Origin of the sequence: Streptomyces rhizoryzae, assembly GCF_023155275.1 — a bacterium.
Taxonomy (GTDB): Bacteria; Actinomycetota; Actinomycetes; order Streptomycetales; family Streptomycetaceae; genus Streptomyces; species Streptomyces rhizoryzae.
On sequence record NZ_JALMUV010000028.1, the window covers coordinates 48,436 to 73,720 of the forward strand.

Annotated in this window: 24 protein-coding genes; 7 read left to right on the forward strand and 17 right to left on the reverse strand. The window is 74.4% G+C overall.

Annotated features, from left to right (window positions below):
* Nucleotides 1-100: 100 nt before the first annotated feature.
* Entirely contained in the window at nucleotides 101-928 is an 828-nt protein-coding gene (locus MUU72_RS21730; RefSeq protein ID WP_248015015.1) for an Ig-like domain-containing protein, read from the reverse strand.
* 287 nt (nucleotides 929-1,215) lie between these two features.
* On the opposite strand from MUU72_RS21730, the gene MUU72_RS21735 reads away from it, so the two are divergent.
* Nucleotides 1,216-1,410: a hypothetical protein gene (locus MUU72_RS21735; protein ID WP_066975668.1), complete on the forward strand. Its 195-nt coding sequence runs from the start codon at nucleotides 1,216-1,218 to the stop codon at nucleotides 1,408-1,410.
* 361 nt (nucleotides 1,411-1,771) lie between these two features.
* Here the strand turns inward: MUU72_RS21735 and MUU72_RS21740 are convergent, their stop codons facing one another.
* The 6 genes from MUU72_RS21740 to MUU72_RS21765 form a co-directional block, all read right to left on the reverse strand.
* Nucleotides 1,772-3,073: a phosphodiester glycosidase family protein gene (locus tag MUU72_RS21740; RefSeq protein ID WP_248015016.1), complete on the reverse strand. Its 1,302-nt coding sequence runs from the start codon at nucleotides 3,071-3,073 to the stop codon at nucleotides 1,772-1,774.
* 489 nt (nucleotides 3,074-3,562) lie between these two features.
* Nucleotides 3,563-4,222, reverse strand: a complete 660-nt coding sequence (locus MUU72_RS21745) for an N-acetylmuramoyl-L-alanine amidase (RefSeq protein ID WP_248015017.1) — start codon at nucleotides 4,220-4,222, stop codon at nucleotides 3,563-3,565.
* A gap of 398 nt (nucleotides 4,223-4,620) precedes the next feature.
* Complete coding sequence (locus MUU72_RS21750; protein WP_248015018.1) at nucleotides 4,621-6,036, reverse strand: family 2B encapsulin nanocompartment shell protein; 1,416 nt, start codon at nucleotides 6,034-6,036, stop codon at nucleotides 4,621-4,623.
* Between the two features lie 184 nt (nucleotides 6,037-6,220).
* Nucleotides 6,221-7,633 (reverse strand): family 2B encapsulin nanocompartment shell protein, encoded by a 1,413-nt coding sequence (locus MUU72_RS21755; RefSeq protein ID WP_248015019.1) that lies wholly within the window; start codon nucleotides 7,631-7,633, stop codon nucleotides 6,221-6,223.
* 210 nt (nucleotides 7,634-7,843) lie between these two features.
* Nucleotides 7,844-9,274, reverse strand: a complete 1,431-nt coding sequence (xylB, locus tag MUU72_RS21760) for a xylulokinase (protein ID WP_248015020.1) — start codon at nucleotides 9,272-9,274, stop codon at nucleotides 7,844-7,846.
* Nucleotides 9,275-9,449: 175 nt separating this feature from the next.
* The gene (locus MUU72_RS21765; RefSeq protein WP_248015021.1) at nucleotides 9,450-10,418 is read right to left on the reverse strand and encodes an acetylxylan esterase; all 969 of its coding nucleotides are present in this window, start codon (nucleotides 10,416-10,418) and stop codon (nucleotides 9,450-9,452) included.
* 184 nt (nucleotides 10,419-10,602) lie between these two features.
* On the opposite strand from MUU72_RS21765, the gene MUU72_RS21770 reads away from it, so the two are divergent.
* On the forward strand, nucleotides 10,603-11,478 hold the full coding sequence (locus MUU72_RS21770) for a septum formation family protein (protein ID WP_248015022.1): 876 nt from the start codon (nucleotides 10,603-10,605) through the stop codon (nucleotides 11,476-11,478).
* A gap of 160 nt (nucleotides 11,479-11,638) precedes the next feature.
* Here MUU72_RS21770 and mmuM read toward each other — a convergent pair whose 3' ends face one another.
* Nucleotides 11,639-12,574, reverse strand: a complete 936-nt coding sequence (gene mmuM / locus MUU72_RS21775) for a homocysteine S-methyltransferase (protein WP_248015023.1) — start codon at nucleotides 12,572-12,574, stop codon at nucleotides 11,639-11,641.
* Nucleotides 12,575-12,600: 26 nt separating this feature from the next.
* Nucleotides 12,601-13,392, reverse strand: a complete 792-nt coding sequence (locus MUU72_RS21780) for a YceI family protein (protein ID WP_282504428.1) — start codon at nucleotides 13,390-13,392, stop codon at nucleotides 12,601-12,603.
* Between the two features lie 433 nt (nucleotides 13,393-13,825).
* Here MUU72_RS21780 and MUU72_RS21785 point away from each other — a divergent pair, with 433 nt between their 5' ends.
* Nucleotides 13,826-14,008, forward strand: coding sequence for a tail-anchor membrane protein (locus MUU72_RS21785; protein WP_248015025.1), 183 nt, complete (start codon nucleotides 13,826-13,828; stop codon nucleotides 14,006-14,008).
* A gap of 73 nt (nucleotides 14,009-14,081) precedes the next feature.
* Here the strand turns inward: MUU72_RS21785 and MUU72_RS21790 are convergent, their stop codons facing one another.
* The gene (locus tag MUU72_RS21790) at nucleotides 14,082-14,888 is read right to left on the reverse strand and encodes a hypothetical protein (protein WP_248015026.1); all 807 of its coding nucleotides are present in this window, start codon (nucleotides 14,886-14,888) and stop codon (nucleotides 14,082-14,084) included.
* Nucleotides 14,889-15,025: 137 nt separating this feature from the next.
* Entirely contained in the window at nucleotides 15,026-15,349 is a 324-nt protein-coding gene (locus MUU72_RS21795) for a hypothetical protein (RefSeq protein ID WP_248015027.1), read from the reverse strand.
* A 92-nt stretch (nucleotides 15,350-15,441) separates the two neighbouring features.
* Between MUU72_RS21795 and MUU72_RS21800 the strand changes: the two genes are divergently transcribed.
* Nucleotides 15,442-16,359: an oxygenase MpaB family protein gene (locus MUU72_RS21800; RefSeq protein ID WP_248015028.1), complete on the forward strand. Its 918-nt coding sequence runs from the start codon at nucleotides 15,442-15,444 to the stop codon at nucleotides 16,357-16,359.
* Nucleotides 16,360-16,383: 24 nt separating this feature from the next.
* Here the strand turns inward: MUU72_RS21800 and MUU72_RS21805 are convergent, their stop codons facing one another.
* Both MUU72_RS21805 and MUU72_RS21810 read right to left on the reverse strand, forming a co-directional pair.
* Nucleotides 16,384-16,995, reverse strand: a complete 612-nt coding sequence (locus tag MUU72_RS21805) for a class I SAM-dependent methyltransferase (protein WP_248015029.1) — start codon at nucleotides 16,993-16,995, stop codon at nucleotides 16,384-16,386.
* On the reverse strand, nucleotides 16,992-18,479 hold the full coding sequence (locus MUU72_RS21810; protein ID WP_248015030.1) for a purine-cytosine permease family protein: 1,488 nt from the start codon (nucleotides 18,477-18,479) through the stop codon (nucleotides 16,992-16,994). Before MUU72_RS21810 ends, MUU72_RS21805 begins: the two co-directional genes overlap by 4 nt.
* Nucleotides 18,480-18,736: 257 nt before the next feature.
* Between MUU72_RS21810 and MUU72_RS21815 the strand changes: the two genes are divergently transcribed.
* Nucleotides 18,737-19,351, forward strand: coding sequence for a GTP-binding protein (locus MUU72_RS21815; RefSeq protein WP_248015031.1), 615 nt, complete (start codon nucleotides 18,737-18,739; stop codon nucleotides 19,349-19,351).
* A 43-nt stretch (nucleotides 19,352-19,394) separates the two neighbouring features.
* On the opposite strand, the gene MUU72_RS21820 is transcribed toward MUU72_RS21815, so the two are convergent.
* A complete protein-coding gene (locus MUU72_RS21820) occupies nucleotides 19,395-19,823 on the reverse strand; it encodes a PPOX class F420-dependent oxidoreductase (protein WP_248015032.1) in 429 nt (142 codons plus the stop codon).
* A 166-nt stretch (nucleotides 19,824-19,989) separates the two neighbouring features.
* Between MUU72_RS21820 and MUU72_RS21825 the strand changes: the two genes are divergently transcribed.
* Complete coding sequence (locus tag MUU72_RS21825; protein WP_248015033.1) at nucleotides 19,990-20,409, forward strand: roadblock/LC7 domain-containing protein; 420 nt, start codon at nucleotides 19,990-19,992, stop codon at nucleotides 20,407-20,409.
* Nucleotides 20,410-20,482: 73 nt separating this feature from the next.
* On the forward strand, nucleotides 20,483-21,388 hold the full coding sequence (locus MUU72_RS21830) for a DUF6397 family protein (RefSeq protein WP_248015034.1): 906 nt from the start codon (nucleotides 20,483-20,485) through the stop codon (nucleotides 21,386-21,388).
* Nucleotides 21,389-21,425: 37 nt separating this feature from the next.
* Here MUU72_RS21830 and MUU72_RS21835 read toward each other — a convergent pair whose 3' ends face one another.
* The 3 genes from MUU72_RS21835 to MUU72_RS21845 form a co-directional block, all read right to left on the reverse strand.
* A complete protein-coding gene (locus tag MUU72_RS21835) occupies nucleotides 21,426-21,671 on the reverse strand; it encodes a hypothetical protein (RefSeq protein WP_248015035.1) in 246 nt (81 codons plus the stop codon).
* A 73-nt stretch (nucleotides 21,672-21,744) separates the two neighbouring features.
* A complete protein-coding gene (locus tag MUU72_RS21840; RefSeq protein WP_248015036.1) occupies nucleotides 21,745-22,662 on the reverse strand; it encodes an acyl-CoA thioesterase in 918 nt (305 codons plus the stop codon).
* Nucleotides 22,663-22,714: 52 nt separating this feature from the next.
* A complete protein-coding gene (locus MUU72_RS21845) occupies nucleotides 22,715-25,228 on the reverse strand; it encodes a DEAD/DEAH box helicase (RefSeq protein ID WP_248015037.1) in 2,514 nt (837 codons plus the stop codon).
* Nucleotides 25,229-25,285 lie beyond the last annotated feature (57 nt).

Genomic DNA, 25,285 nt, shown 5'->3' on the forward strand with positions numbered 1-25,285 from the left:
TCCGGCCCACTGCCGCTGCGACCGGGCGACCTTCCGGTCTCCGGCCCCGTCCCCTGGGTTGTCTGTCCCTCGCAGGGAGGGTTGGGCGACCACCACAGGGTCACCCACCTGGACCTTGCCATAAAGCAGGCGTAAGTCCGAGTCCGGGTGTGATGTACGCGTCAGCATCGAGGTCCGCCTTGACGGCCGGACCGCGGCCCACGGTGAACCGCAACCCGTAATCCTTGGTGAAGAACCGCCCGCCGCCGGAGTCCACGCCGTTCAGCTCGGCCCGCAGCATCACCTTCGTCCCCGGCTTCCAGCCGCCCTCCGGCCGCCAGACGATCCGGTCCCGGCCACCGGCGGACTCCCAGCTCCACGCGCCCTCGGTCCGGTTGTCGGTGACCACCTCCAGCCGCCGCTCCACCGCCGCCCGGTCCCGTACCGGGAACGCGAAGGTGAGCGTGATCGGATCGCCGGCCCGCACCACCGCGCCGCCCGGGCGGGGGGTGAACGTCAGCCGGTTCCGCTTGGCCACCTTCCCGGTGGTCAGCGACTCCTTGGCCGCACTGCGGGCGCCGCCGGGGTCCCGGGTCAGGGCGAGCACCGAGTACTTGGTGTCCGGCGCGGCCTTGGCCCGCGACGTCCACACCGTCCCGCCCCGGCTGAACCCGCCGACCAGCTGCCGGCCCCGCGGATCGGTCACCGTCACCTCGGTCAGCACCCCGCCGTCCGCGCTCACCCGCAGCTGGTCGCCGGCCTGCACCGTCGGGTGCCCGCCGGCCGACCCCAGTGCCACCTTCACCGGCCGCTCCGGGGACGCCGACGCCTTGGCCGCGTCGCACGCCGCCAGCGTGCCGAAGCCGAGCACCGGCATCAGCGCGAAGGCGGCACACAGCGACCGGGACGGCCGGAACGGCCGCGAGGACCGGGCGGGGCTCTGGCTCATGGGCGGCTTTCCGTCGATGGTGCGGGAGCGGCGGCAATGTCGGCCGCTAAGACGGTCAGGGCCCCCGCCGCGTTGCGAGGGGTGGGGTGATCCATGCCACTTCTTTACCGACACCGGGAACTGCCCCCGCACACCTCCCCCACGCCCCTCCCTCCTCCCTCTTTCCCCCTTCTCCCCAGGACCACCTGTTTGGAGCACCCCGCCGCGAACCGGACATCCCCCGCAATGCGCCAAACTGGCCACCGCTTACCGCCCGTTCGGGCGGCGGACGAGGAGGTGTTGTGTCCATGGCTGTCTCCATCTCGGTCATCCTGCTGCTGGTGATCCTGGTCGTGATCTTCCTGCGCAGCGGGAAACTGAAGATCTCGCACGCCATCGTGTGCGGACTGCTCGGCTTCTACCTGGCGGGCAGCAGTCTCGCCCCCGACATCCACCACGGCCTCGCCGGCGCCGCCGAAGTGGTGAGCGGCGTCCGCCCCTGACGCCCCCCGGCACCCCCTTGCCGATTACGAAACTCCAGGAACTAATCACTCTCCGTAATCGTTGCCGAACAAGGAAGCAAAAGGCAAGCGGCCCCGGCACACACACGGCCCGGCCCGGCGGACACGCGTCCCCCCGTGTCCCCCCTTGGCAGGCGCACGCAGCACGGGCGCCCGGCCGCCCGGACAGCCGGCCGGCCCGGACGGCCGGACAGCCCGCGCCCCGCCCCGCGCCCTCCAGCGCCCGCGTCTGCCGCCCCCGCGTCCCGCGCCCGCAGCCTCGCCCGCCCTGGCTCCTGGGGCCTGGGCCCGTAGCCCTGCCCGCCCCCGTCGTGAACCCGGCGCGCGCCCGTCGTGCACCCGGTCACGTTCTGGGCCCATCACCCCCGTCCGACCCGTCCGACCCGTCCGACCCGTCCGACCAGGCCCTGCCCGAGAAGACGCCGACGGCGTTGGCGACCGGGCGTTCCTTCCCGTCCGTCGGGTGGTTGCGCACCTGCTCCGCGCCGTCCCGGCCCCTGGTGACGAACGTCGAGGAGCCGCCGCCGTCGAGGTTCAGGGCGTCCTGGGCCCCGAGCCGTGCCATGAGATCGGCCAGCTCGCGCACGGTGAGGCCGGTCTGGTCCCGGCCCTTCTCACCGTCCAGCGCCATCAGGTACAGGGTCCGGCCGCGGTTCGCGATCCCGGCCGAGGTGCGCATGGTCACCGCGACCGTGTCCAGGCCGTCGGCCGGGCGCCCGTGCCGCAGCACGGGGAAGCCGCCGACCGCGCACCGCAGCCGGCCCGGGAGCCCGGCGGCGAGCCGGTGGCTGACCCGGACGCGGTCGCCGGGGCGGAGCGCGCGCAGCCGCCGGGCGCCGGCCTCGCGGCCGACCAGCACCACCGATCCCGGCTCGATCACCCCGGCGCCCGGCCGCTCGGCGGTCTCCACCACCCGCCCGTTGCGGACGGTGACCTCGGCGGTGTCGGTGTCGCAGCCCGCGGCCCGGTTGGTGTCGGTGCCGCACACCGCGCGCTCCCGGGACACCTGGCCCCAGCGGGACGTGTAGGCGCCGATGCCGTCCTCCGGCAGCGCGTACTGGTTCAGCCCGCGCAGCGGCCAGGCGCCGGCGGGGCCGCGGACCGTACCGTGCAGGGTGAGCCGGTCCAGCCGGGCCCGGCGGTCGTAGCCGACGGTGAGCACGTCGTTCGTGGTCGCGCCGGGCGGCAGCGGCGGGCCGAACCGCTGCCCGTCCGGCACCGGGCCCTTCAGGTCCCGGCCCGAGGACACCGCGGGCCCGACCGAGGAGCCGGTGACCTCGACGCCCGGGTGCTGGGCCTCGCTGATGTTGAAGAAGTCGCCGTTGACCGCGCCGACCGCGCGCCGGTTCCCGGCCAGCTCGGACACCGGGGCGCGGGCGGCGACGGCACCGGGGCCGAGCAGGTCCACCGAGACGGACGGGGCGGACAGGTCGATGGTCAGCAGGTGGCCGTGGACGGTGCCGCGGGGCAGCGCCATCCGGAACTCGCCGTAGGACACCCCGGGCGCCAGCCGCACCGGCGCGGAGCGCTCGAAGCCGTCGTCGGCCGCCGCCCGGGCGGTGCCCGCCGCGCCGCCGCCCACCAGGACGCCCCACGCGACCACCGCCACCGCGGCCGTCCGCACTGAACCCAACCGCTGCTTCACGGCAGCCTCCTGACGTCGCGTCAACTCTGACAGGTGGGGCGGCGCTCACTATGACCCGCCGGTGGCGGGATTCCGAACACCCGTGGAACGGGGCGGTGCCGTGTCGCCCGGCCCGCGCGCGTCACCCGGCCGGCGTGGCGTCATCCGCCCCGGCCCGCCGCAGCGTCGTCCGGTTCGGTCCGTGCCGTGTCATGCGGTCCCGGGCGTGTCATGCGCTACGCGCCAGGCGGTGGCATCTGTCGCGGAAGTGGCAGGGGTGGGGCTGTGTGCGTGGGGCTCTGTGCGCCCCGGCTGCGGCCGGGCGTGTGCATCGCGTCCCTGTCGGGGTCGGGTGCGTCGGGGGGAGAGAGGCGGGTGGCCGGAAGTCGGGGCCGCGCTGTGTGGGGCGCGGCCCCGATTCCCGGATCCGCCCCGGCTCGGCGGCCCCGACTCAGCAGTCCCGCTCAGCAGGCCCGACTCCGCAGGGGGCCACGAGTACCCGGCAGGGGGTCACCAGTTCAGGGAGCCGCCTCCGCCCCAGAGGGAGGCGCCCTTGACCAGGTCCATGTAGAAGGCCCAGTCCCAGTACTGGCCGGGGTCGGTGTGGTCGGTTCCGGGGACCTCGACATGGCCGATGATGTGCCGGCGGTCCTTGGGGATGCCGTAGCGGTCGCAGATGGCGGCGGTGAGCAGGGCGGACCGGGTGTACATCGCCTCGGTGAACCACTTCGGGTCGTCGATCCAGCCCTCGTGCTCGATGCCGATGCTGCGGGTGTTGTAGCTCCAGTTGCCGGCGTGCCAGGCGACGTCGCGTTCCCGGACGCACTGGGAGGTGTAGCCGTCGGAGGAGCGGACGACGTAGTGCGCGGCCGCCTTGTGCGCGGGGTCCTGGAAGAGCCGCAGGGTGTCCGCGAAGGTCTCCTGGGTCACATGGATGACGACCGTGTCGATGGCGTACTGGGTCGGCCGGTTGGCGGCGGTGTAGTTGGCGGAACTGGCCGGGTCCCAGTGGACGGGCGGGTAGCTCGCGGCCCGTCTGGCTCTCGCGGTCCGCTTGCGTCGGGACGAGGCGGCAGCCGGGGTGAGGGGGGTGAGGGCGGCGGCCGCGGCGAGGGCGGCGGCGCCGGTGAGCAGCCGCCGACGGGCCGGGGAGTGCTGGTCGGGCTCCATGTGAACTCCTGACAAGGACCGAGGGGGTGGTCGCGTACATGTCACGCACAGGCCGGTGCGTTCATCATGCGCAACGGTGCGCGCCCTGCCAAGGGAATGGCCGTTGTGTCAATGGCTTGACCAAAGAAGGACCGGGAGGGGAGCGGGCCGTCCAACTCCCCTGATTGCGCAGGGGAGAGGCGTGCGGGACGCCGGCGGAGAGGTTCCCGGGGGAGGGGCGGCGGGGGACACAAGGGCCCGTATGGGCGTCACCCGGGTGCCACGCTCCGGCCCCTGAGGAGCTGGCGGCCCCTGAGAAGCCGCCGGCCCCTGAGGAGCCGGCGGAGCGGGCGGCCGACCGAGCCTCCCGCCCGCTCCGCCGACCTCGCCCCCTCCCTCATCCCCCGCCCCCGTTCGCCTCAGTGGCCGATCTCGACGTCCTCCAGGACGCCCAGGGCGTCCGGTACCAGGACCGCCGCCGAGTAGTAGGCGCTGACCAGGTACTTGATGACGGCCTGGTCGTTGATGCCCATGAAGCGCACCGAGAGGCCGGGGCGGTACTCGTCGGGGATGCCGGTCTGGTGCAGGCCGACGACGCCCTGGTTCTCCTCGCCGACCCGCATCGCGAGGATCGAGCTGGTCTGGTCGGGGTTGACCGGGATCTTGTTGCAGGGCAGCAGCGGGATGCCGCGCCAGGCGCGCACCGGGGTGCCGTCGATCTCGACGGGCGTGGGGTAGATGCCGCGCGCGTTCCACTCGCGCCCGATGGCGGCGATGGTCCGCGGGTGGGCCAGCAGGTACTGGGTCTTCCGGCGGCGGGAGATCAGCTCGTCGAGGTCGTCGGGGGTGGGCGGGCCGCTGCGGGTGTGGATGCGCTGCTTGAGGTCGGCGTTGTGCAGCAGCCCGAACTCGCGGTTGTTGATCATTTCGTGTTCCTGGCGCTCGCGCAGCGCCTCCACGGTGAGCCGCAGCTGCTGGTCCAGCTGGTTCATCGGGTCGTTGTAGAGGTCGGCGACCCGCGAGTGGATCTTCAGTACGGTCTGCGCGACGCTGAGTTCGTACTCCCGCGGGGACCGCTCGTAGTCGACGAAGGTGCCCGGCAGCTCCGGTTCGCCGACGTGGCCCGCGGCGAGTTCGATGGCCGCCTCGCCGTGCTTGTTCTGCGCCGGGACGAGTGCGGTGCGGAAGGCGTCGAGGTGGGCGCGGAGGGCCTCGGAACGGCCCAGCACCTCCTCGTAGTCGGCGCGGGAGAGGGTCAGGACGGTGCCGCGGGTCACCGCCCGTACGGTGTGCTCCCACTCTGCGTCCGGCCCGAGCAGGGCCGCCTCGCCGGCCGCGTCGCCGTCGGCCAGTACCCCGGTCACCGTCTCGTCGCCGTACTTGCCGGTGCCGAGCCGTTCGAACTTGCCGTGGGCGATGAGGATGACGCGGTCGGCGCGGGTGCCCTGCTCGGCGATGACGTCACCGGGGACGACGTCCCGCTGGGCGAACCGGCCGGCCAGTTCCCGCAGTGTGGGGTCGTCGGTGAAGCCGCGCAGCGGGGCCAGTTCCCGCAACTCCTGGGGGATGACGCGGACGTCGGCGCCCTCGGTGACGAACTCCACCCGCCCGTCACCCAGGGTGTGGGTCAGCCGCCGGTTGACGCGGTAGGTGCCGCCGGAGACCTGCGTCCAGGGCAGGACGCGCAGCAGCCACCGCGAGGAGATGCCCTGCATCTGCGGCGGGGTCTTGGTCGTGGTCGCCAGATTGCGGGCGGCCCCGGTGTCCAGGCTGGAGCGCTGTGGCTCGGTGCCTTCGGTCTGCGGGCCGGACGTGGGGTCCACGGATGTGGTCATGACGGAGGGTCACCTGTTCCGGTTGGTACGTGAACGTCGTTGTACGTGGACGTCGTTGTACGCGGACGTCGCTTTACGTGAACGGCGGTGCGTGAACGGCGTGGCGAGAAGGCCATCGCGGGGCGCCATTGCGTGAAAGGATGGGGATGCGGGGCGGAGGGAGGGGAATTCGGGGCGTTTCCGCTCAGTGTCCGATTTCCACGTCCTCCAGGACGCCCAGGGCGTCGGGGACGAGAATCGCCGCCGAATAGTAGGCGCTGACGAGGTAGTTCGCGATGGCCTGGTCGTCGATTCCCATGAAGCGCACCGAAAGGCTCGGTTCGTATTCATCGGGAATTCCGCTGCGGTGCAGTCCGACGACGCCCTGCTTCTCCTCTCCGGTGCGCAGCAGCAGAATGGAGCTGGTGCCCTCCTTCGTCACCGGGATCTTGTTGCAGGGGAAGAGGGGCACCCCGCGCCAGGACGGCACCGAGTGGCCCATGACGTCCACCGCGGCCGGGTAGAGCCCGCGGGCGCTGCACTCGCGGCCGATCGCGGCGATCGCCTTGGGGTGGGCCAGCAGGAAGCCGGGGTCCTTCCAGACCGTGGCGAGGAGTTCGTCGAGGTCGTCGGGGGTGGGCGGGCCGCTGCGGGTGGGGATGCGCTGCTTGAGGTCGGCGTTGTGCAGCAGGCCGAACTCGCGGTTGTTGATCATTTCGTGCTCCTGGCGCTCGCGCAGGGCGTGCACCGTGAGCCGCAGCTGCTCCTCGACCTGGTTCATCGGGTCGCTGTAGAGGTCGCCGACCCGGGTGTGGGTGCGCAGGACGGTCTGGGCGACGCTGAGTTCGTACTCGCGCGGGGACCGCTCGTAGTCGACGAAGGTGCCGGGCAGGGAGGGTTCGCCGTGGTGGCCGGAGGCGACCGCGACGGCGGCCTCGCCGCTGGCGTTGGCCGGCCGCCCGGTGGTCTGGGCGCCTGCCGCGAGGTGGTCGCGCAGGGCGGGGGAGCGGCCGATGACCTCGTGCGCGTCCTGGCGGGTCAGGGTCAGCGCCGTCACCCGGGTCACCGCGCGGTAGCTGAACTCCCAGTGCCCGTCGGCGGCGGCCAGCGGGGCGTCGCCGAGGTGGTCGCCGCCGGCCAGCGCCGCCAGGACGGTGTCGTCGCCGTACTTGCCGGTGCCGATCCGGTCGACCCGGCCGTGCGCGATCAGCACCACCCGGTCGTGCGGGGTGCCGGCCCGGGCGATCAGTTCACCGGGGGCGTACTCGTGCTGGGTAAACCTTTCGCCGAGGGCGGCGAGCACCTCGGTGTCGGTGAATTCCCACAGCGCGGGGAGTTCCCGGAGTTCCTCGGGGATGATGGCGACCGAGCTGCCGTCGATGGCGAAGTCGATCCGCCCGTCGCCGACGGTGTACGCCAGCCGGCGGTTGACCCGGTACGTACCGCCCGAGACCTGGACCCAGGGCAGCAGCCGCAGCAGCCAGCGGGAGGTGATCCCCTGCATCTGCGGCGCGGTCTTGGTGGTCGTCGCCAGATTCCGCGCGGCCGCGGTCGTCAGGCTGGAATTCTGGCTTTCCTCGGCGCTTCCGGGCAGAGTCTCGCCGGCAATCGTCACCATGTCACCTATCTCGTGGAGGCTGCGGCGGGTGAACGCCCGGGCGGACACGGGAATGTCCGCCGGCAGCTCGCCGCCGCACCGAAGATAGTGGCGCTGTTTTTATCGGCACAATCGCTCGATGGGGTGGCATGGAATTAACTTTCCATGGAAAGGGTTTAGCGCTTTCCGGTGGCGGGCAGGGTGGGCCGTGGCCGGGGAGGGCCGGGCGGGTCAGCCTCCCAGGAGGGCCGCGCCGTCCGTGAGCGTCGCCGCCAGCCGCTCCCACGCCGCGTCGTCCCGCTCCCGGGCCGGGTGGTGCGCGCCGCGGTCGGTGCCCCAGCGGCGGGCCACCGCCGCCGGATCCTCGCCCAGCAGCAGCCCGGCCGCCTGCGCCGCCGCCCCCAGCGCGGTCAGTTCGTCCGCCTCGGGGACGAGCACCGGGCGGCCGGAGAGCCGCCGTACGGTCTCCCGCCAGGCGGCGCCGCGCGCCCCGCCGCCGATCAGGACCAGCGGCGCGTCCGGCGCGGCCTCGCCGGCCAGCACCTGGTCCAGCGCCCGCAGCAGGGTGAACACCGCGCCGTCGTAGGCGGCTTGGAGCAGCTGGCCGGGAGTGGTGTCGTGGCGCAGCCCATGGAGCAGGCCGGTGGCGTGCGGCAGATTCGGGGTGCGCTCGCCGTCCAGGTAAGGCAGCAGGACGGCGCTGCCGCCCGCTTCGACGGCCTCGCGGTCGCGGCCGAGCAGCGCCGCGACGCGGTCCACGGCGAGGGTGCAGTTCAGGGTGCAGGCCAGGGGGAGCCAGTCGCCGCGGGCGTCGGCGAAGCCGGCGACGGTGCCGGTCGGGTCGGCGGGCCGGCGGGTGGCGACGGCGAAGACCGTGCCGGAGGTGCCCAGGCTCAGCACCGGCCGGCCGGGGCGCAGGCCCAGGCCGAGCGCGGCCGCCATGTTGTCGCCCGTCCCGGCGGCCACCAACGCGCCGTGCGGGAGCGGGAGTTCACCGGACCGTACGGTGCCGGCCGCCTCGCCGGGGAGCGCCACCCGGGGCAGCATCCCGGCGGACAGCCCGGCCAGTTCCAGGGCTTCCGCGTCGTACGCCCCGGTGGCGGACGCCCACCAGCCGGTGCCGGAGGCGTCGCCGCGGTCGGTGACGGCCTGGCCGGTCAGCCGCTCGACGAGGTAGTCGTGCGGCAGCCGGACGGCGGCGGTGGCGGCCGCCGCCGCGGGCTCGTGGGCGCGCAGCCAGGCCCATTTGGCGATCGTGAACGCCGGGCCGGGCACGCTCCCCACGCGCTCCGCCCAGGCCCGCGGGCCGCCGCCCGCGGCGATCAGGCGGGCGCTCTCCGGGGCCGGGCGGACGTCGTTCCACAGCAGCGCCGGGCGGACCGGCTCCCCGGCAGCGTCGAGGGTGACCAGCCCGTGCTGCTGGCCGGCGACGGAGACCGCGGACGCCTGGCGGGCGGCCGGGCCGCACTGCGCCAGGGCCTCGCCGAGCGCCCGCCACCAGTGCCGGGGGTCGCTCTCCTTGCCCGGTCCGCCGCCGACCGGGTGCGGGGCCTGGCCGCGGGCCACCACCCGGCCGGTCTCCGCGTCCACGACCAGGGTCTTGGTGGACTGCGTGGAGCTGTCCACGCCGACGACCAGGGGGCCGGCCGACTGCGCGCCCATGGAGCACCTCCCTCGGCGGCCGGCGGTCCGTGCCTCGCGCTCGGGGGCTCCCGGCCGCTTCGGGCCCCGCGCGCTGCCGCATCGTAATGCGCGCGGGGTGTGCCGCGGGCGGCCTGTGGACGACACGCGCGGGGCGGTCCGGACGGGCGGTGCGGTACGTCCGGCCGGACCCGGGTCAGGTGCCGAACACCTCGCGGAGGAAGCGGATCTCGGCGCTCCGCTGGGCGCCGCCGCCGCCCTCGTGGCCGTTGAACCGCCAGACCTCCAGCCGCTTGGCGCCCGCGTAGTGGTGGTGGGCGGCGAAGCCGGTGGACGGCGGGACGATCGCGTCGCGCAGCGCGGTGCCGAAGAGCGCGGGGGCGGTGGCGCGGGCGGCGAAGTTCAGCCCGTCGAAGTGGTCCAGGGTGTGCAGGGCGGTGTCGATGTGGCCGCGCTGCCCGGCGAAGTAGCGGACCAGTTCGCCGTAGGGGCCCTCGTCGGTGACATCCAGGGCGCGCCGGATGTGGGTCAGGAACGGGACGTCGATCAGCGCGCCCGCCAGGCCGGGGACCAGGCCCGCCGCGGCGAGGGCGAGGGCGCCGCCCTGGCTGCCGCCGGCGACGGCGACGCGCTCCGGGTCCACCGCGGGGTGGCCGCGGGCGGCCTCCACGGCCCGTACGGCGTCGGTGTAGAGCCGCCGGTAGTAGTAGGTGTCGGGGTCGAGCAGGCCCTGGGTGAGCTTCCCGGGGACGCCGGGGTGGGCGGCGGCCACCGGGTCGGGGGTGTCGCCGGGGCGGTCGGGGCCGCTCTGGCCGCGGGCGTCCATGACGAGGGTGGCGTATCCGGCGGACGGCCAGAGCAGCCAGTCGTGCGGCAGCAGCCGGCCGCCGCCGTAGCCGAGGTACTGCACCACGCACGGCAGCGGGCCGTCGGCCGGGCGGGGGCGGAGGAACCAGCCGCGGATCCGGTGCCCGCCGAACCCGGAGAACTCCACGTCGTCGGTGTGCAGCCGGGCCAGCCCGGTGTCGGTGGCGGTGAACCGGGCGTCGAGGGGGACGGCGCGGGCCTCGTCGAGGGTGCGGCGCCAGAAGGCGTCGAAGCCGGGCGGTTCGGGGAGCGGGGGGCGGTAACGGCGCAGGTCGTCCAGGGGCAGGTCGGTGAACACGGGGCACCTCCGGGCAGTGAGGCGTACACGTCGCGCACGTTAGGGTCTGTCCGGGCGATCAGGACCGGGGCCGTCCGCCCCGGCCGGGCCGCCAACGGTGCCCGCGGGGTGGAGGATTCATCCCGGAACGGTCCAGACCGGTCACCGCGTCCTTGACCCCACAGCGAAGAAGCGAACAGCCGCCATGAGCTTTCCCCCGCCTCCGCCGTCCAACCAGCCGCCGCCCCCGCCGCCCCCGGGCGGTGGCGGATTCGGGCCGCCGGACGGTTACGGTCCGAGCGGCCGGCAGCCGCCGGGACAGGGCGGTTACGGACCGGGTGGGTACGGCCCGGCGGCGGGCCCGTCCGGTCCGCAGCCCGCCGGCCCCTACGGGCCGCCCGCCGGCGGGGGTTTCGGCCCGCCCGGGTCCGGTGGACCGGGCGGTGCCCCCGGTGGCTGGCAGCAGCCGCCGGCGCCGCCCTCCGGGGGCGGCAACGGCACCGCCATCGCGCTGATCATCGGCGCCGGGGTGCTCGTGCTGGCCGTCGTCATCGGTGTCCTGATATGGAGCAATGGCGACGGCGGTGGCGGTGACCAGGCCCGGCCCGCCGCGAGCGCGAGCTCCTCGCCGTCCGGCTCCGCGTCGCCGTCCCCGTCCTTCTCCGCGGACCCCGCGCCCTCCGCGACGCCCACCGGCCCGGGGACCGGCGGAGCCTCGCCCAGCGGCCGCACGGTGCCCTTCTACGAGCTGCGGGCCGGCGACTGCTACGACCTCCCGCCCGGTGGCAGCGGTGGCAACACCAACGCCGCGTCCTGCCGGGGCCCGCACGACGCCGAGGTCGTCTTCGTCTACACCCTGCCGCGCGGTCTGACGGCCCAGAACGAGATCAAGGACAAGGCGTCCGCGCTGTGCGCCTCGGAACTCCAGGACAAGGCGTCCAAGCAGCCGGCCGGCACCGCTGAGGGCACCTATGTGCAGTTCCCCAGCGTCAGCGGCTACAAGCTGGGCATCCGGTCCGTGGTGTGCAGCCTGACCGCCGACAGCACCGGCAGCAGGAAGCTGACCCGGCCGCTGTCCTGAGCCGGTCCGGGCAGCGGGGCGGCGCGGGGCGCCGGGGGCGGCGCTCGGGGGCGGCGCCGCCCGGTGAACGGGCGCGCCCCGCCGGCCCGTTCACCCCGGTCTGCCGTCCGGGACCTCCGGCCAGGGGGCGCGGGGGGCGTTCCCGTGGGCCGGCGGGCCGTCAGCGGCCGAGAGCGGCGGCCAGTTCGGCGATGGCGTCCGGGCCGACCCGGCAGCAGCCGCCGATCAGCCGGGCACCGTCCGCGACCCAGCCGGCCACCCGGTCCGCGCGGAACGCCGGGCTGCCGCACCAGGCCCGCGCGGTGGCGTCCCAGCGCTCGCCGCTGTTGGGATAGACCACCACGGGCTTGCCGGTGACCCGGGCCGCGATCCGCACCGCCCGGTCCGCGTCGTCCGGTGCGCAGCAGTTGACCCCGACCGCGATCACCTCGTCGGCGTCCGCCGCATACCCGAACGCCTCGTCGAGCGGCTGCCCGGCGCGGGTGCGGTCCCCGGCGACGCTGTACGACAGGTAGGCCGGGACGCCGAGGCCGCGGACCGCGCGCAGCAGGGCCCGCGCCTCGTCGGCGTCCGGCACCGTCTCCAGGGCGAGGACGTCCGGGCGGGCGGCGGCCAGGACCTCCAGGCGCGGCCGGTGGAAGCGCTCCAGCTCGTCCACCGACCGGCCGTACCGCCCGCGGTACTCCGAGCCGTCGGCCAGCATCGCGCCGTACGGCCCCGCCGACGCCGCCACGTACAGCGGGCCGGGGACCCCGTCCGCGCGGGCCCGGGAGGCCGCCTCACGGGCCAGGGTGACGCTGCGGCGGAGCAGTGCGGCGGTCTCCTCCGGGCCGGTGCTGCGCCGCGCGAACCCCTCGAACGTGGCCTGGTAGCTGGCGGTGATGGCCACCTGGGCGCCGGCCTCGTAGTACGCCAGGTGGGCCCGCACCACGGCTTCCGGTTCCTCGGCGAGCAGCCGGGCCGACCACAGGGCGTCGCCCAGGTCGTGCCCGGCGGCCTCCAACTGGTTGGAGAGCCCGCCGTCGAGGACGACCGGCCCGGCGGCGAGCGCCTCGGCGAGCGGTGGCACGGGCGGCTGGGGCGACGGGCCGGTCATGGCGGCGGACCTCTCCTGGACGGCGGTTACTCGTGCCGGACGGCCTGGATGTCCAGCTCGATGCGGATCGTAGCGCCGATCGCGGCGATGCCCCTGGCGAGCATCTTCCGCCAGTCCAGGGTGGAGTCCTCGCGGTGCAGTTCGGTGACGGCGCGGCAGGCGGTGCGGGTCTCGCCGGCGATCCCGGTGCCGATGCCCAGATAGCGGGTGTCCAGCTGGACGGTGCGGCTGACGCCGTGCAGCTGGAGGACGCCCTGGACGGTCCAGCGGCTGCCTCCCTTGTGGACGAACCGCTCCCCGGTGAACTGGAGGTGGGGGTAGCGGGCGACGTCCAGGAATTCCGCGGACCGCAGGTGCTCGTCCCGCATCCGCACCCCGGTGTCGATGCTCGCCGCGTCGATGGCCACCTCGACCCGGGAGTCGGCCATCCGCTCACCGATCCACAGTCCGCCCTCGAAGTGGTTGAACCGGCCGTGGATGTCGGTCAGGCCGATGTGCCGGGCGGTGAACCGGATCGCGGTGTGGTCGGGGTCGATCCGCCAGTGCCCGGCGACGGGCAGCGGGAGGGCGGGGGCCAGTTCCAGGGTGACCGGGCGCGGGGCGGTCCGTTCACCGGCCACCACCGCGACCTCGAACCGGGCCGGTTCGAAGCCGTCGGAGGTGACCACCAGGCGGTAGCCGCCGGGCGGCAGGGTCACCGTCAGCCGGCCGTTGGGGTCGGTCCGGTGCTGCGTCGCCTCCCGGCCGTCCGCGGTCCGGACCGAGACGTCCACGCCGGCCATCGGCAGTCCGACGGGATCGTTGACGCACAGGTCCAGCGCGCCCGCTCCCCGGGGGAGGGGCGGCTGGGGGCTGTGCGGCGTACGTGGCGGTGTGTCCCGGGGCGAGCGCCTCCGTCCGCATCCCCTGGGCGCGCGCCGCCGGGTCGCCGAGCAGGAACGCGAGGGCGCCGGGTGCCACCCCAGGGCGTCCGGTACGGGGCCGCCGTCCGGGCGCCGGAAGGCGACCTGCCCGAGCCGGGGCGGGTCCGCGGGCAGGGGCGCCGCCGCACAGCGGGCGAGTCCGGTGAGCGGAGCGGGGCCGACCGCGGCGGGGAAGCCGCGGGACGGTACTGCTCACGTTTGATCACCGGCGCGTGGAGCGGCCGCGGGTACCCCACGAACGGCGCGGTCAGGGAACCTCCGGCGGCGAAGCGGCGTTCAATGGGTTACGGACGCAAGGGCGGCGGTCGCCGCGGAAGGGACGTGACGGATGTCCACTCAGGCGAAGGTCGCGATCGGCGGTGTCGCGGTGGGAGTGCTCCTGCTGTGGCTGCTGCCGTTCTGGGCGGCCGTGCTGGTCATGGTCGGGATCCCGGCCGCCGCGTATCTCACCCTCGACCCCTCCCAGCGGCGCCGGCTGCGCCGGGTCCGCCGCAAGCAGCTCGGCCGCTGAGCCGCGGGGCGCCGGCGGCCCGCCCGGAGCCGGGCCGCCGTCCCGCCCTGGGCCGGCCAGGAGGGGGAGGGGGTCAGACGGGGCGGGCCGCCAGCCCGTCCAGCGAGGCCAGCAGTCCCGGCAGTTCGGGGCCCCGGCCCACCGGGTGCACCTGCCCCGGCTCCTCGTCCAGCAGGACGAAGGCGATGTCGTCGGTGCGCGCCACCATGCTCCACCCCGGGCCGTCGACCCGCAGCGTGCGGGCCTCGCCCGCGGCGAACGACGACCGCACCCGGCCGGGCGGCGGCGGGTCGGCGACGTACCCGCGGGCCTCCGCCAGCACCCGCCGCACGCCCCGGTGCCGCTCCTCGCCGGGCGCGGCGAAGGTGACCTCGTCGTCCTCCACCTGGGCCCGCCAGGCCGCCCACTGGAGCGCTATCTCGTCCGCGCCGAGCCGCCGCTGGGCGGGCCCCCAGCCCTGGGCGTCCGGCGGCGCCAGCGGCGCGCGGTCGCCCTCCTGCGGTTCGGGGTCGTGCGGTTGCGGCACCCCGGGGGCCGACACCGCCAGCGCCAACGGCCAGCCCGGCAGCGCCGCCACGATGCTCTCCCCGTCCGGCGACAGGTCGTACTCCATGCCGCAGTCCCAGGCCGCGATCGCGCAGGCCACCAGCGACACGTCCTCGGTGGCCACCGTCCAGCGCGCCCCGGTGCCGTCCTGGCCGAGGACCAGCCCGTAGCCCTCCGCGTACGGTTCGAGGCCGAGGCCCGCGCACACCTCGGGGTAGTCGTCGCCGAGCACGCTCGGGAACTGCGCGGGCGTCAGCAGTACCGCCGTCAGCACGAACAGCTGGTCGGCCGCCTGGTCGTCCCTCTGCTCGTCGGCGCTCCCGGTTGCCGGCACGCCGGGCCTCCCTCCATCACGGTCCGCAACGTCGCCGCGCACCTTAATTGGCCGGGAGCGGCCTTGTCACCAGCGCTGCGCTGCGGCGATGCCCTTCCCGGGCGGCCCGGGGGCGGGGGCCGGCCCCCGCCCCGCGGTCACGGCAGCGGCAGCCCGAGCAGCTCGTGGGCGACCTCCCGGGGCGTCCGGCGGCGCTCCCGCGCCAGCGCGAGCACCGCCCGGCAGGCCAGTTCGTTGATGCCGAAGGCCAGCGCCTCGGGCGACACCCACGCCGCCGCCTGCGCGCCCCGCTCCTCGTCCTCCTCGGCGCCCGCCGCCACGTAACAGGCCGCCGCCTCGAAGAGGTTGTGCGGACGGCCCGCGGCCGGCCGCGCCGTGCGGTGGAACACCGCGCTCCGTCTGCCTCCGGTCCGTCTGCCGGGGTGCAGCGCCCCGGCCATCTCGCGCAGGAATCCGGCCATCCCGACCCCCGGTCACTCGCCCGTCACCGTCGTAGAAGTGTGCCCGCGGGCCGTAGAGTTGGAACTTCGGGCGACGAAGGGACGGACAGCAGGTGCGGCGCTACGACTGGCTCAGGGAGATCCGGCGGCTCGACCCGGAGCGCGACTTCTTGCGGATCTACCGCATCACCGTCACCCACGAATTCCCCTGGGACGTCACCAGGGCCCTGGAACTGGCGCTGTACCGCACCTACGCGGTGCCCAGCATCGGCCGGCTGCTGGCCGAGACCGCCGAACTCACCGACCGCCCGCAGAAGCGCTACGACGACACCGTCCTCCTCCTGGACACCGTCGTGGAGCACGGCTTCGGCAGCGAGGACGGCCGGACCGCGATCCGCCGCATCAACCGCATGCACCGCAGCTACGACATCAGCAACGACGACATGCGCTACGTCCTGTCCACCTTCGTGGCCGTCCCGATCCGCTGGCTCGACCGGTACGGCTGGCGGCGGCTGAGCAGCCACGAGAAGCGTGCCATGGCCGCCTACTACGGCACCCTCGGCCGCCACCTGGGGATCAGCGACATCCCGCGCACCTACCAGGAGTTCGAGGAGTGCCTGGACTCCTACGAGGCGGCGCACTTCGGCTTCGACCCGGGGGCGCGCCGGGTCGCCGACGCCTCCCTGGAGCTGATGGCGGGCTGGTACGGCCCGCTCGCCCCGGTGGTGCGCGGCGCGAGCCTGGCCCTCCTGGACGACGCGCTGCTGGACGCCTTCCGCTACGACCGGCCGCGGCCCGCGGTGCGGACGGCCGTGCACACCGCCCTGAAGCTGCGTGCCAAGGCCGTCCGGCTGCTCCCGCCCCGCCGCAGCCCCCACTACGCCCGCCAGAACCCGGAGGTCAAGGGCTACCCGAACGGCTACCGCGTCGCGGAGCTGGGCACCTTCCCCGTGCCCCGGCGGCTGGGTGCCTGCCCCGTGCACCCGGTGGACGGCAGTGCCCCCGCCGAGGGGGAGGCGGCGGCGTTCTGACGGGACGGCGGTCCGGCGGGCGCCTCAGCCCCGGCGGACCGCCACCGCCAGATAGCGGGCGTCCTCGTCGACGTACCGCACGAGGTCCCAGCCGGCGGTGGCCAGCAGGGGCCGGAGGTTGGGCTCCGCCCGCAGGTCGCCCGGGGTGAGCGGGTGGCCCTTGCGCGCGGCGAGGGCGGCCCGCCCGACGGGGTGGAAGAGCGCGAGCCGGCCGCCGGGGCGGACCACCCGGGCCAGTTCCGCCAGTCCGGCCGCCGAGTCCGGCAGGTGGGAGATCAGGCCGGCGGCGAACACGGCGTCCAGGGCGGCCGGGGGCAGCGGCAGCCGGGTCACGTCGGCGCGCAGCAGGGCCGCGCAGGCGCCGCGGCCGGCGCGTACGGCGGCCGCCAGCATCTCCGGGGTGAGATCGGCGCCCAGGACCGTCCCGTGCGCTCCCACGGCCGTTCTGAGGGCCGGAAGGGCGCGTCCGGTGCCGCAGCCGGCGTCCAGTACCCGCTGGCCCTCCCGCAGCCCGAGCGCGGCCACCCCGGCGGCGTAGGCGGGCCCGTCGTCGGGGAACTTGGCGTCCCAGCCGGCGGCGCGGGGGCCGAAGAACGCCCGGACCTCGTCCGGCTTGCTGGTCTGCGGACCGGTCATCGGTCTCCTTCGCGGGTGGTGGGGCGGGACAGCGGGGCGGTGGCGGCGTACAGGACGCCCGCGACGAGCAGGGCGGCCACCACACCGAGGTTCATGGCACCCAGGGTGCCGTGCGCGGCCCGGTCCGTCAGCAGGAAGCCGGTGACGCGGGCGATATGGGGGTCGGCGGAGGTGACCAGTCCGAGCCCGGTGGCGGTGGCGGCGGCGAGCGAGAGGACCGCGGGCCACCTCACGGCGGGCACCGCCGCGTCCGGCCCGGAACCGGTGCGGTGCTCGCGCCACCGCGCCACCAGGAAGACCGCCGTCCACGCGGCCATCGCCACGCCGACGACGGACAGGAACGCCTGGAAGGTGGCGAAGAAACCGGGCGAGACGAACAGCACGTACCAGCCGCCCAGCGCCATCAGCGCCCCGTCCACCAGCACCGCCAGCGGCCGGCGGACGGGCAGGCCCAGGGCCAGCAGCGCCATCCCCGAACTGTAGATGTCCATGATCGCACCGGAGGCGAAGCCCCCGATGGCGGTGAGCAGATAGGGCACCAGGAACCAGGTCGGCAGGGCCGCGGCGAGCGCGCCCACCGGGTCGGCGGCGGCCGCGGCGGCCAGCGCGGGGTCGCCGGCGTTCAGCAGCACGCCGAAGACCAGCAGCACCAGCGGGGCCAGCACCCCGCCCAGCGTCGTCCAGCCGGTGATGGCGCGCCCGCTGGTGTCCCGGGGGAGGTAACGGCTGTAGTCCGCCCCGCAGTTGACCCACCCCAGGCCCAGCAGGGTCATCGCGAAGACCACGCCCCCGATGGCCGCGCCGAGGCCGCCCGGCCGCCCCTGGAACAGCGCCGCGGGGTGGATCCGCCCGGCCATCAGCACCAGGTAGGCGGCGGTCATCACGGTGATGGCGGCGGTCAGGTACTTCTGCACCTTCATCAGCAGCGCGTGCCCGTAGAGGCCCACGACCACCACCGAGACCGCGGTCACGGCGAAGCACAGGGCCTGCGCCCCGGTGGTCGGCGCGCGCCCGCCGGGCCGGGCGAACACCTCCGGCGAGACCCGCGCCAGGATGGCGGCCCCGCCCAGGGAGGACAGCGCGACCAGGACCGTCTCCCAGCCGACGTTGGAGACGTAACCGAACACCGCAGGCAGCTTGTTGCCCTGCCGGCCGAACACCGTCCGCCCCAGGGCCATGGTGGGCGCCCCGGTCCGCGCGCCGGCCACCGACACCAGGCCGACCAGGACGAACGACAGCACGTAGCCCACCGCCCCGGTGAGCACCGCCTGCCAGGCATTGAGACCCAGGCCCATCACGTAGATCCCGTAGGCGATGCCCAGCAGCGACAGCCCGGAGGCGGCCCACGGCCAGAACAGGGACCGGGGCGTGCCGTAGCACTCGGAGTCCGGCACCGGCTCGATGCCGTGGCGCTCCACGCCGGTCGCGGGCGCCCCGGTGGACGTGGCGGGCCGCCGCGGGGCCCGTGCCTGCTGCTGCGTCATGCGCACATCATTCCGCACGGCAGGCGGCCCCGGGGAACGGATGTGCGGCCGCCGGGCGGGGGCGTGCGGTGGCCGGAAACCGCCCCAACGCGCGGGTCCGGGGCGGCTTTCCCGAATCCGGGGACATCGCGATCAGCGGACGGTACGGTCCTCGCCATGGATTTCCGGACGGCACCCGGTGCCGCCTCCGGTCCCCTCGCTGTGCCCTGGAACCGCACCCGCGCCCCGCGGGCCCCGCACCCTGAAGGAGACGGCCGATGAACGCCGTACAAGGGACCTCCCGGGACGCCGTCCCGGCCCGCCCCGCCGACGTGGCGCTCAAGGTGTTAGTGGCGGGCGGCTTCGGGGCGGGCAAGACCACCCTGGTGGGCGCGGTGAGCGAGATCCGCCCGCTGCGCACCGAGGAACGGCTCAGCGAGGTGGGCGAGGCGGTCGACGACACCGGGGGAGTGGAGGGCAAGACCACCACCACGGTGGCGATGGATTTCGGCCGCATCACCATCCGGAGCGGGCTCTCCCTGTACCTCTTCGGCACCCCGGGCCAGGACCGCTTCTGGTTCCTGTGGGACGACCTGTCGGAGGGCGCGCTGGGCGCGGTGGTGCTGGCCGACACCCGGCGGCTGCCGGAGTGCTTCCCGGCCGTCGACTACTTCGAGCGCCGCGCCCTGCCGTTCGTGGTGGCCGTCAACTGCTTCCCCGGCTCCCGCTCCTACGGGGCGGACGAGGTCGCCCGCGCCCTGGACCTGGAGCGCGGCACGCCCGTCGTGCTGTGCGACGCGCGGGACCGCGACTCGGGCAAGGAGGTGCTGGTGCGGCTGGTCGAGCACGCCGGGCGGCTGCACACCGCCCGGCAGCCGTCCCCGGTGGGCTGACCGGGGCCGCCGGCCCGGATGCCGGGCAGGCCCGTCCGGCGGCTCAGGCGGCGACGCCGGCGACCGCGACCACCTTGTCGATCCGCACCCGCACCACCAGTTCACCGGGGACGCCGTTGCGCGCGCCGTACTCCTCGGCGCGGTCCTCGCCCATGTAGCGGGCGCCGATCCGGGTCGCCCAGTGCCGGACGCTCGCCGGGTCGCCGCTCAGCTCCGCCCGGCCGTGCACGACGACGAACGAGAACGGCGGCCGCTCGTCGTCGACGCACAGCGCCACCCGGCCGTCGCGGGCGAGGTTGCGGCCCTTGACGGTGCCCTCGCCCGTGGTGAACACCAGCTCGTCGCCGTCCAGGAGGAACCACACCGGGGCGAGGTGTGGACTGCCGTCGGACCGTACCGTCGCAACTTTTCCGGTACGGGTCCCCTCGGAAAGGAACGCCTGCCACGCGTCCTTCGTCATTCCCTGTGCCATGCCGCCATCCTCGCCGCGGGCCGGACGCCGCGGCGGGTGGCACGCCGGGGTGCGGAGCCGCTTGCCGAGACGGCGGAGGTGGGACAGGCTGGCACGGCAGCCCGCCGACGGGCTGCCAACTGCCGTCCGGCCGGGCGTGCGGACGGGGATACGGGGAGGAAGCGGCATGGCACTGAGCAGCGGACTCGACTGGCTGCTGGACGACCTGACCAAACGGGTGGAAGAAGTACGGCACGCCCTGGTGCTGTCCAACGACGGGCTGGTGACCGGCGCGAGCCAGGGGCTGGAGCGGGAGGACGCCGAGCACCTCGCGGCGGTCGCCTCCGGACTGCACAGCCTGGCGAAGGGATCGGCACTCCACTTCCGGGTCGGGCGGGTGCGCCAGACCATGGTCGAGTTCGACGACGGGGTGCTGTTCGTGACGGCGGCGGGGGACGGCAGCTGCCTGTGCGTGCTGGCCGGCGCCGACGCCGACATGGGACAGATCGCGTACGAGATGACGCTGTTGGTCAACCGCGTCGGCGAGCACCTCGGCGTCGCGGCCCGCCGGCCGGAGAGTTATCCACAGGCGCACGGCGGCCGTTGACGCGCTGTCACAGCCTGCGGCTATGGTCGTAACCGTCAGTGATCGACGGTGATCGAGTTGCAGGGGGAACACCATGACCGTGACAGTGCTGAGCGATGGACGGCGGACGCTCTCGACGGGGCACGCCGCACGCCAACTGGAGCTGCGCACCGGCGAGTTCGAGCTCGCCGTCCAGCTCGAAGAGGTACGGACCGTCCCGGCCGCGCCCGACCGCCGGCCGGGCCGCGCCGGACCGCCCGCCCGGCGCCGGGTGCCGGCTGAGGAGGTCGCCCGGCTCCAGGCCGAACGGGGCTTCCCCGAGGCCCTGCGGGAGCGCGTCCGCACCGTCACCACCAATGAGGCGGCGGCGATGCTGGGGATCGGGCCCGGCCGGGCGCTCCGGCTCACCCGGGCCGGCTGCGTGGCGCCCGTCCGCTTCTACGTGAACCGCTTCGGGGCCGTGGTGTGGCTCTACCTCGCCTCGGAGATCACCGCATTCGCCGACCGCGAACCGGAGTTGCTGCGGGGCGACACCCCGCCCGCGATGCGGGTGATGCTCAGCGGCGGGCAGGACTGGCGGGGCCGCCAGTGGCGCAGCCGCCGGATCGCCCAGCTCATGGGCCAGGCCGACGACCCCTGGGAGACGGCCGCGGTGATCGCCGCCGTCCTGCCGCCGGAGGAACGGGCCTCGGTCGCCGAGGACGTGCGGGAGCGCGCCCTGCTGCGCCGGCTCCGGCCCACCCTCGCCACCGCCCTCACCGCGACGCCGGCGGCCCGGGAATCGTTCGAACGCGTCCTGACCGCCGAGGAGTTCGACGAGGTGCTCTGGTACCGCGTCAACCTCTCCCGCGCGCTGGAAACGGCCCGCCGCGAGGCGCCGGACCGGCTCCGCCCGGCGCCTGCGCCCCCGGTCGGCCGGCGCGCCGGCCATGTCCCCGAGGCCCGCAACAGCCCGGCGTGGCAGCGGGACCGGCCCGGCGGCGTCCCGGCTCGCGCATAGCGGCGGGGCCGGCCGGCGTTCGGCGCGCCCGCCGCCCTCAGGGCCGGGGGCCCTCGGCGTCCGTGCGGGCGGAGACGGCGGCCCGGGCGATCGTCGACAGGGTCAGGGTGCGCTGGTCGTCGACGACGAGCCAGCCCTTCTCCAGCAGCGACTGGAGCAGCGGGCGCACCTCCTCGCCCAGCACGTCCGCGAGGTCGTCGTCGGTGGGCGGGGCGCCGGCCCGGTCGAGGGCGGCGAGGTGGCGCACCACGGCCTCCTCGCCCCTGGTGAGAGTGAAGTCCATGGGCTGAGCGTAGGACGGGGCGCCGGCCGCCGCCCGTCACGGGGAGGTGCGCGCAGGGCGGCGGCGTGCCGGGTCAGGCCGTTTCGGCGGTGTCCCCGGCGTACGGCTTCTCCAGGCTGTGGCCCGGTTCGATGGGGCGCAGGAGCCCTTCCTGGACGACCGAGACCAGGAGCCGGCCCTCGCGGTCGTAGATGCGTCCGCGGGCCAGGCCGCGGCCGCCGGTGGCGATCGGCGACTCCTGGTCGTACAGGAACCACTCGTCGGCACGGAAGGGGCGGTGGAACCACATGGCGTGGTCGAGGGAGGCCATGTCGAAGCCGCGCGGGCCCCACAGCGGCTCGATCGGGATGCGGACGGCGTCGAGGAGGGTCATGTCACTGGCGTAGGTCAGGGCGCAGGTGTGGACCAGCGGGTCGTCGCCCAGGGGGCCGACGGCGCGCATCCAGACCGCGCTGCGCGGCTCCGCGCCCTCGATCTCCTCGGGGGTCCAGCGCAGCCGCTCGACGTAGCGGATGTCGAACGGCTGGCGGCGGGCCATCCGCTCCAGCGCCTCGGGGAGGCCGCCCAGGTGGGCGCGGACCTCTTCCGCGACGTTCGGCAGGTCCTCCGGTGCGGGCACCTCGCCGCGCATCGGCAGTTGGTGTTCGAAGCCGGGCTCCGGCTTGTGGAAGGAGGCGGTGAGATTGAAGATCGTACGGCCCTGCTGGACGGCGACGACCCGGCGGGTGGTGAAGGACCGCCCGTCGCGGACCCGCTCGACCTGGTACACGATCGGCACGCCCGGGCGGCCCGGGCGCAGGAAGTACGCGTGCAGCGAGTGGACCGGGCGGTCCCCTTCGGTGGTCCGCCCGGCGGCCACCAGCGCCTGCCCGGCGACCTGCCCGCCGAAGACCCGCTGGAGGCTCTCCTGGGGGCTGCGGCCCCGGAAGATGTTCACCTCGATCTGTTCGAGGTCCAGCAGATCGACCAGTTTCTCCGCCGGATTCGTCATGGCCGGTGGCCCTCCGTCGTCTCCTTCGGCGGCCTCGGGCGAAGCCGCCGCCTCACAACTGCCCCACATCGGTGACCCGCACCACCGCGCGGCCCTCCTCGTCGGAGGCGGCCAGGTCCACCTCGGCCGAGATGCCCCAGTCGTGGTCGCCGTTCGGATCCGCGAAGGTCTGCCGGACCTTCCACAGCCCGTGCTCCGGGTCCTCCTCGATCCGCAGGAGCTTCGGGCCGCGGGCGTCCGGCCCGGTGCCCAGGTCCTCGTACTCCTCCCAGTACGCGTCCATCGCCTCGCCCCAGGCGTCCGCGTCCCAGCCGGACTCGGCGTCCAGCTCGCCGAGCTCCTCGACCTTGTCCAGCGCCGCCAGTTCCACGCGGCGGAAGAGGGCGTTGCGGACCAGGACGCGGAAGGCGCGGGCGTTGGCGGTGACCGGCCGGACCTGGTCGGCGCGCTCCGCCGCCTCCTCCGCGGTCTCCTCCTCCGGGTTGGCCAGCTGCTCCCACTCGTCCAGCAGACTGGAGTCGACCTGGCGGACCATCTCGCCCAGCCAGGCGACGATGTCCTGGAAGTCCTCGGACTTCAGGTCGTCGGGGACGGTGTGGTCCAGCGCCTTGTACGCGCCGGCGAGGTAGCGCAGGACGATGCCCTCGGTGCGCGCCAGCTCGTAGTGGGAGGTGAACTCCGTGAAGGTCATGGCGCGTTCGTACATGTCGCGGATGACCGACTTCGGGGAGAGCGGGTGGTCGCCGACCCACGGGTGGCTCTTGCGGTAGAGGCCGTAGGCGTGCGACAGCAGCTCGTCCAGCGGCTTGGGGTACTCGACGTCCATGAGGCGCTCCATGCGCTCCTCGTACTCGACGCCGTCCGCCTTCATCTGCGCGACCGCCTCGCCCCGCGCCTTGTTCTGCTGGGCGGCCAGGATCTGCCGGGGGTCGTCGAGGGTGGACTCCACGACCGAGACCATGTCCAGGGCGTAGGAGGGCGACTCGGGGTCCAGGAGGTCGAAGGCGGCCAGCGCGAACGTCGACAGCGGCTGGTTGAGCGCGAAGTCCTGCTGGAGGTCGACGGTCAGGCGGACGATCCGGCCCTCCGCGTCCGGCTCCGGCAGCCGCTCGACGATGCCGCCGTCCACGAGGGAGCGGTAGATCGCGATCGCCCGCCGGATGTGCCGCAGCTGGTTCCGGCGCGGCTCGTGGTTGTCCTCCAGCAGCCGCCGCATCGCCTCGAAGGCGTTGCCGGGCCGTGCGATCACCGACAGCAGCATCGCGTGCGTCACCCGGAAGCGGGAGGTCAGCGGCTCGGGGTCGGAGGCGATGAGCTTCTCGAAGGTGTTCTCGTTCCAGTTGACGAAGCCCTCCGGGGCCTTCTTGCGGACGACCTTGCGGCGCTTCTTGGGGTCGTCGCCGGCCTTCGCCAGCGCCTTCTCGTTCTCGATGACGTGCTCGGGGGCCTGGGCCACCACGAAGCCGGCGGTGTCGAAGCCGGCCCGCCCGGCGCGCCCGGCGATCTGGTGGAACTCCCGCGCCCGCAGGGTCCGCACCCGGCTGCCGTCGTACTTGGTCAGCGCGGTGAACAGCACCGTGCGGATGGGGACGTTCACGCCGACGCCGAGGGTGTCGGTACCGCAGATGACCTTGAGCAGACCGGCCTGCGCGAGCTTCTCCACCAGCCGGCGGTACTTGGGCAGCATGCCGGCGTGGTGCACGCCGATGCCGTGCCGGACGTACCGCGAGAGATTCCGCCCGAATTTCGTGGTGAAGCGGAAGTTCCCGATCAGCTTGGCGATCTCGTCCTTCTCGGCGCGGGTGCACATGTTGATGCTCATCAGCGCCTGCGCCCGCTCCACGGCGGCGGCCTGGGTGAAGTGCACGATGTAGACCGGCGACTGCCGGGTATCCAGCAGCTCGGTCAGCGTCTCCGTCAGCGGCGTGGTGCGGTACTCGTACGACAGCGGCACGGGCCGGGTCGCGGAGCGGACCACGGCCGTCGGGCGGCCGGTGCGCCGGGTGAGGTCCTCCTCGAAGCGGGAGACGTCGCCGAGCGTCGCCGACATCAGGACGAACTGGGCCTGCGGCAGCTCCAGCAGCGGGATCTGCCAGGCCCAGCCCCGGTCCGGTTCGGCGTAGAAGTGGAACTCGTCCATCACGACCTGGCCGATGTCGGCGTATTTGCCGTCACGCAGCGCTATCGAGGCGAGCACCTCGGCCGTGCAGCAGATCACCGGCGCGTCGGAGTTGACCGAGGCGTCGCCCGTGAGCATCCCGACGTTCTCGGTGCCGAAGAGCTTGCACAGGTCGAAGAACTTCTCCGAGACCAGCGCCTTGATGGGCGCGGTGTAGAAGGTGACCTGGTCCTTGGCCAGCGCGGTGAAGTGCGCACCGGCCGCCACCAGGCTCTTTCCGGAACCGGTGGGGGTGGACAGGATGACGTTCGCCCCCGAGACCACTTCGATCAGCGCCTCCTCCTGGGCAGGGTAGAGCGAGATGCCCTGCTGTTCGGCCCAGCCCGAAAAGGCTTCGAAAAGGGCGTCGGGGTCGGCGTCGTTCGGGAGATGATCGATGAGGGTCACGCCCCCATACTGCCTGCCTTCGGCCCGGATCCGGGAACCGGTGCTCCGGATGGAGAT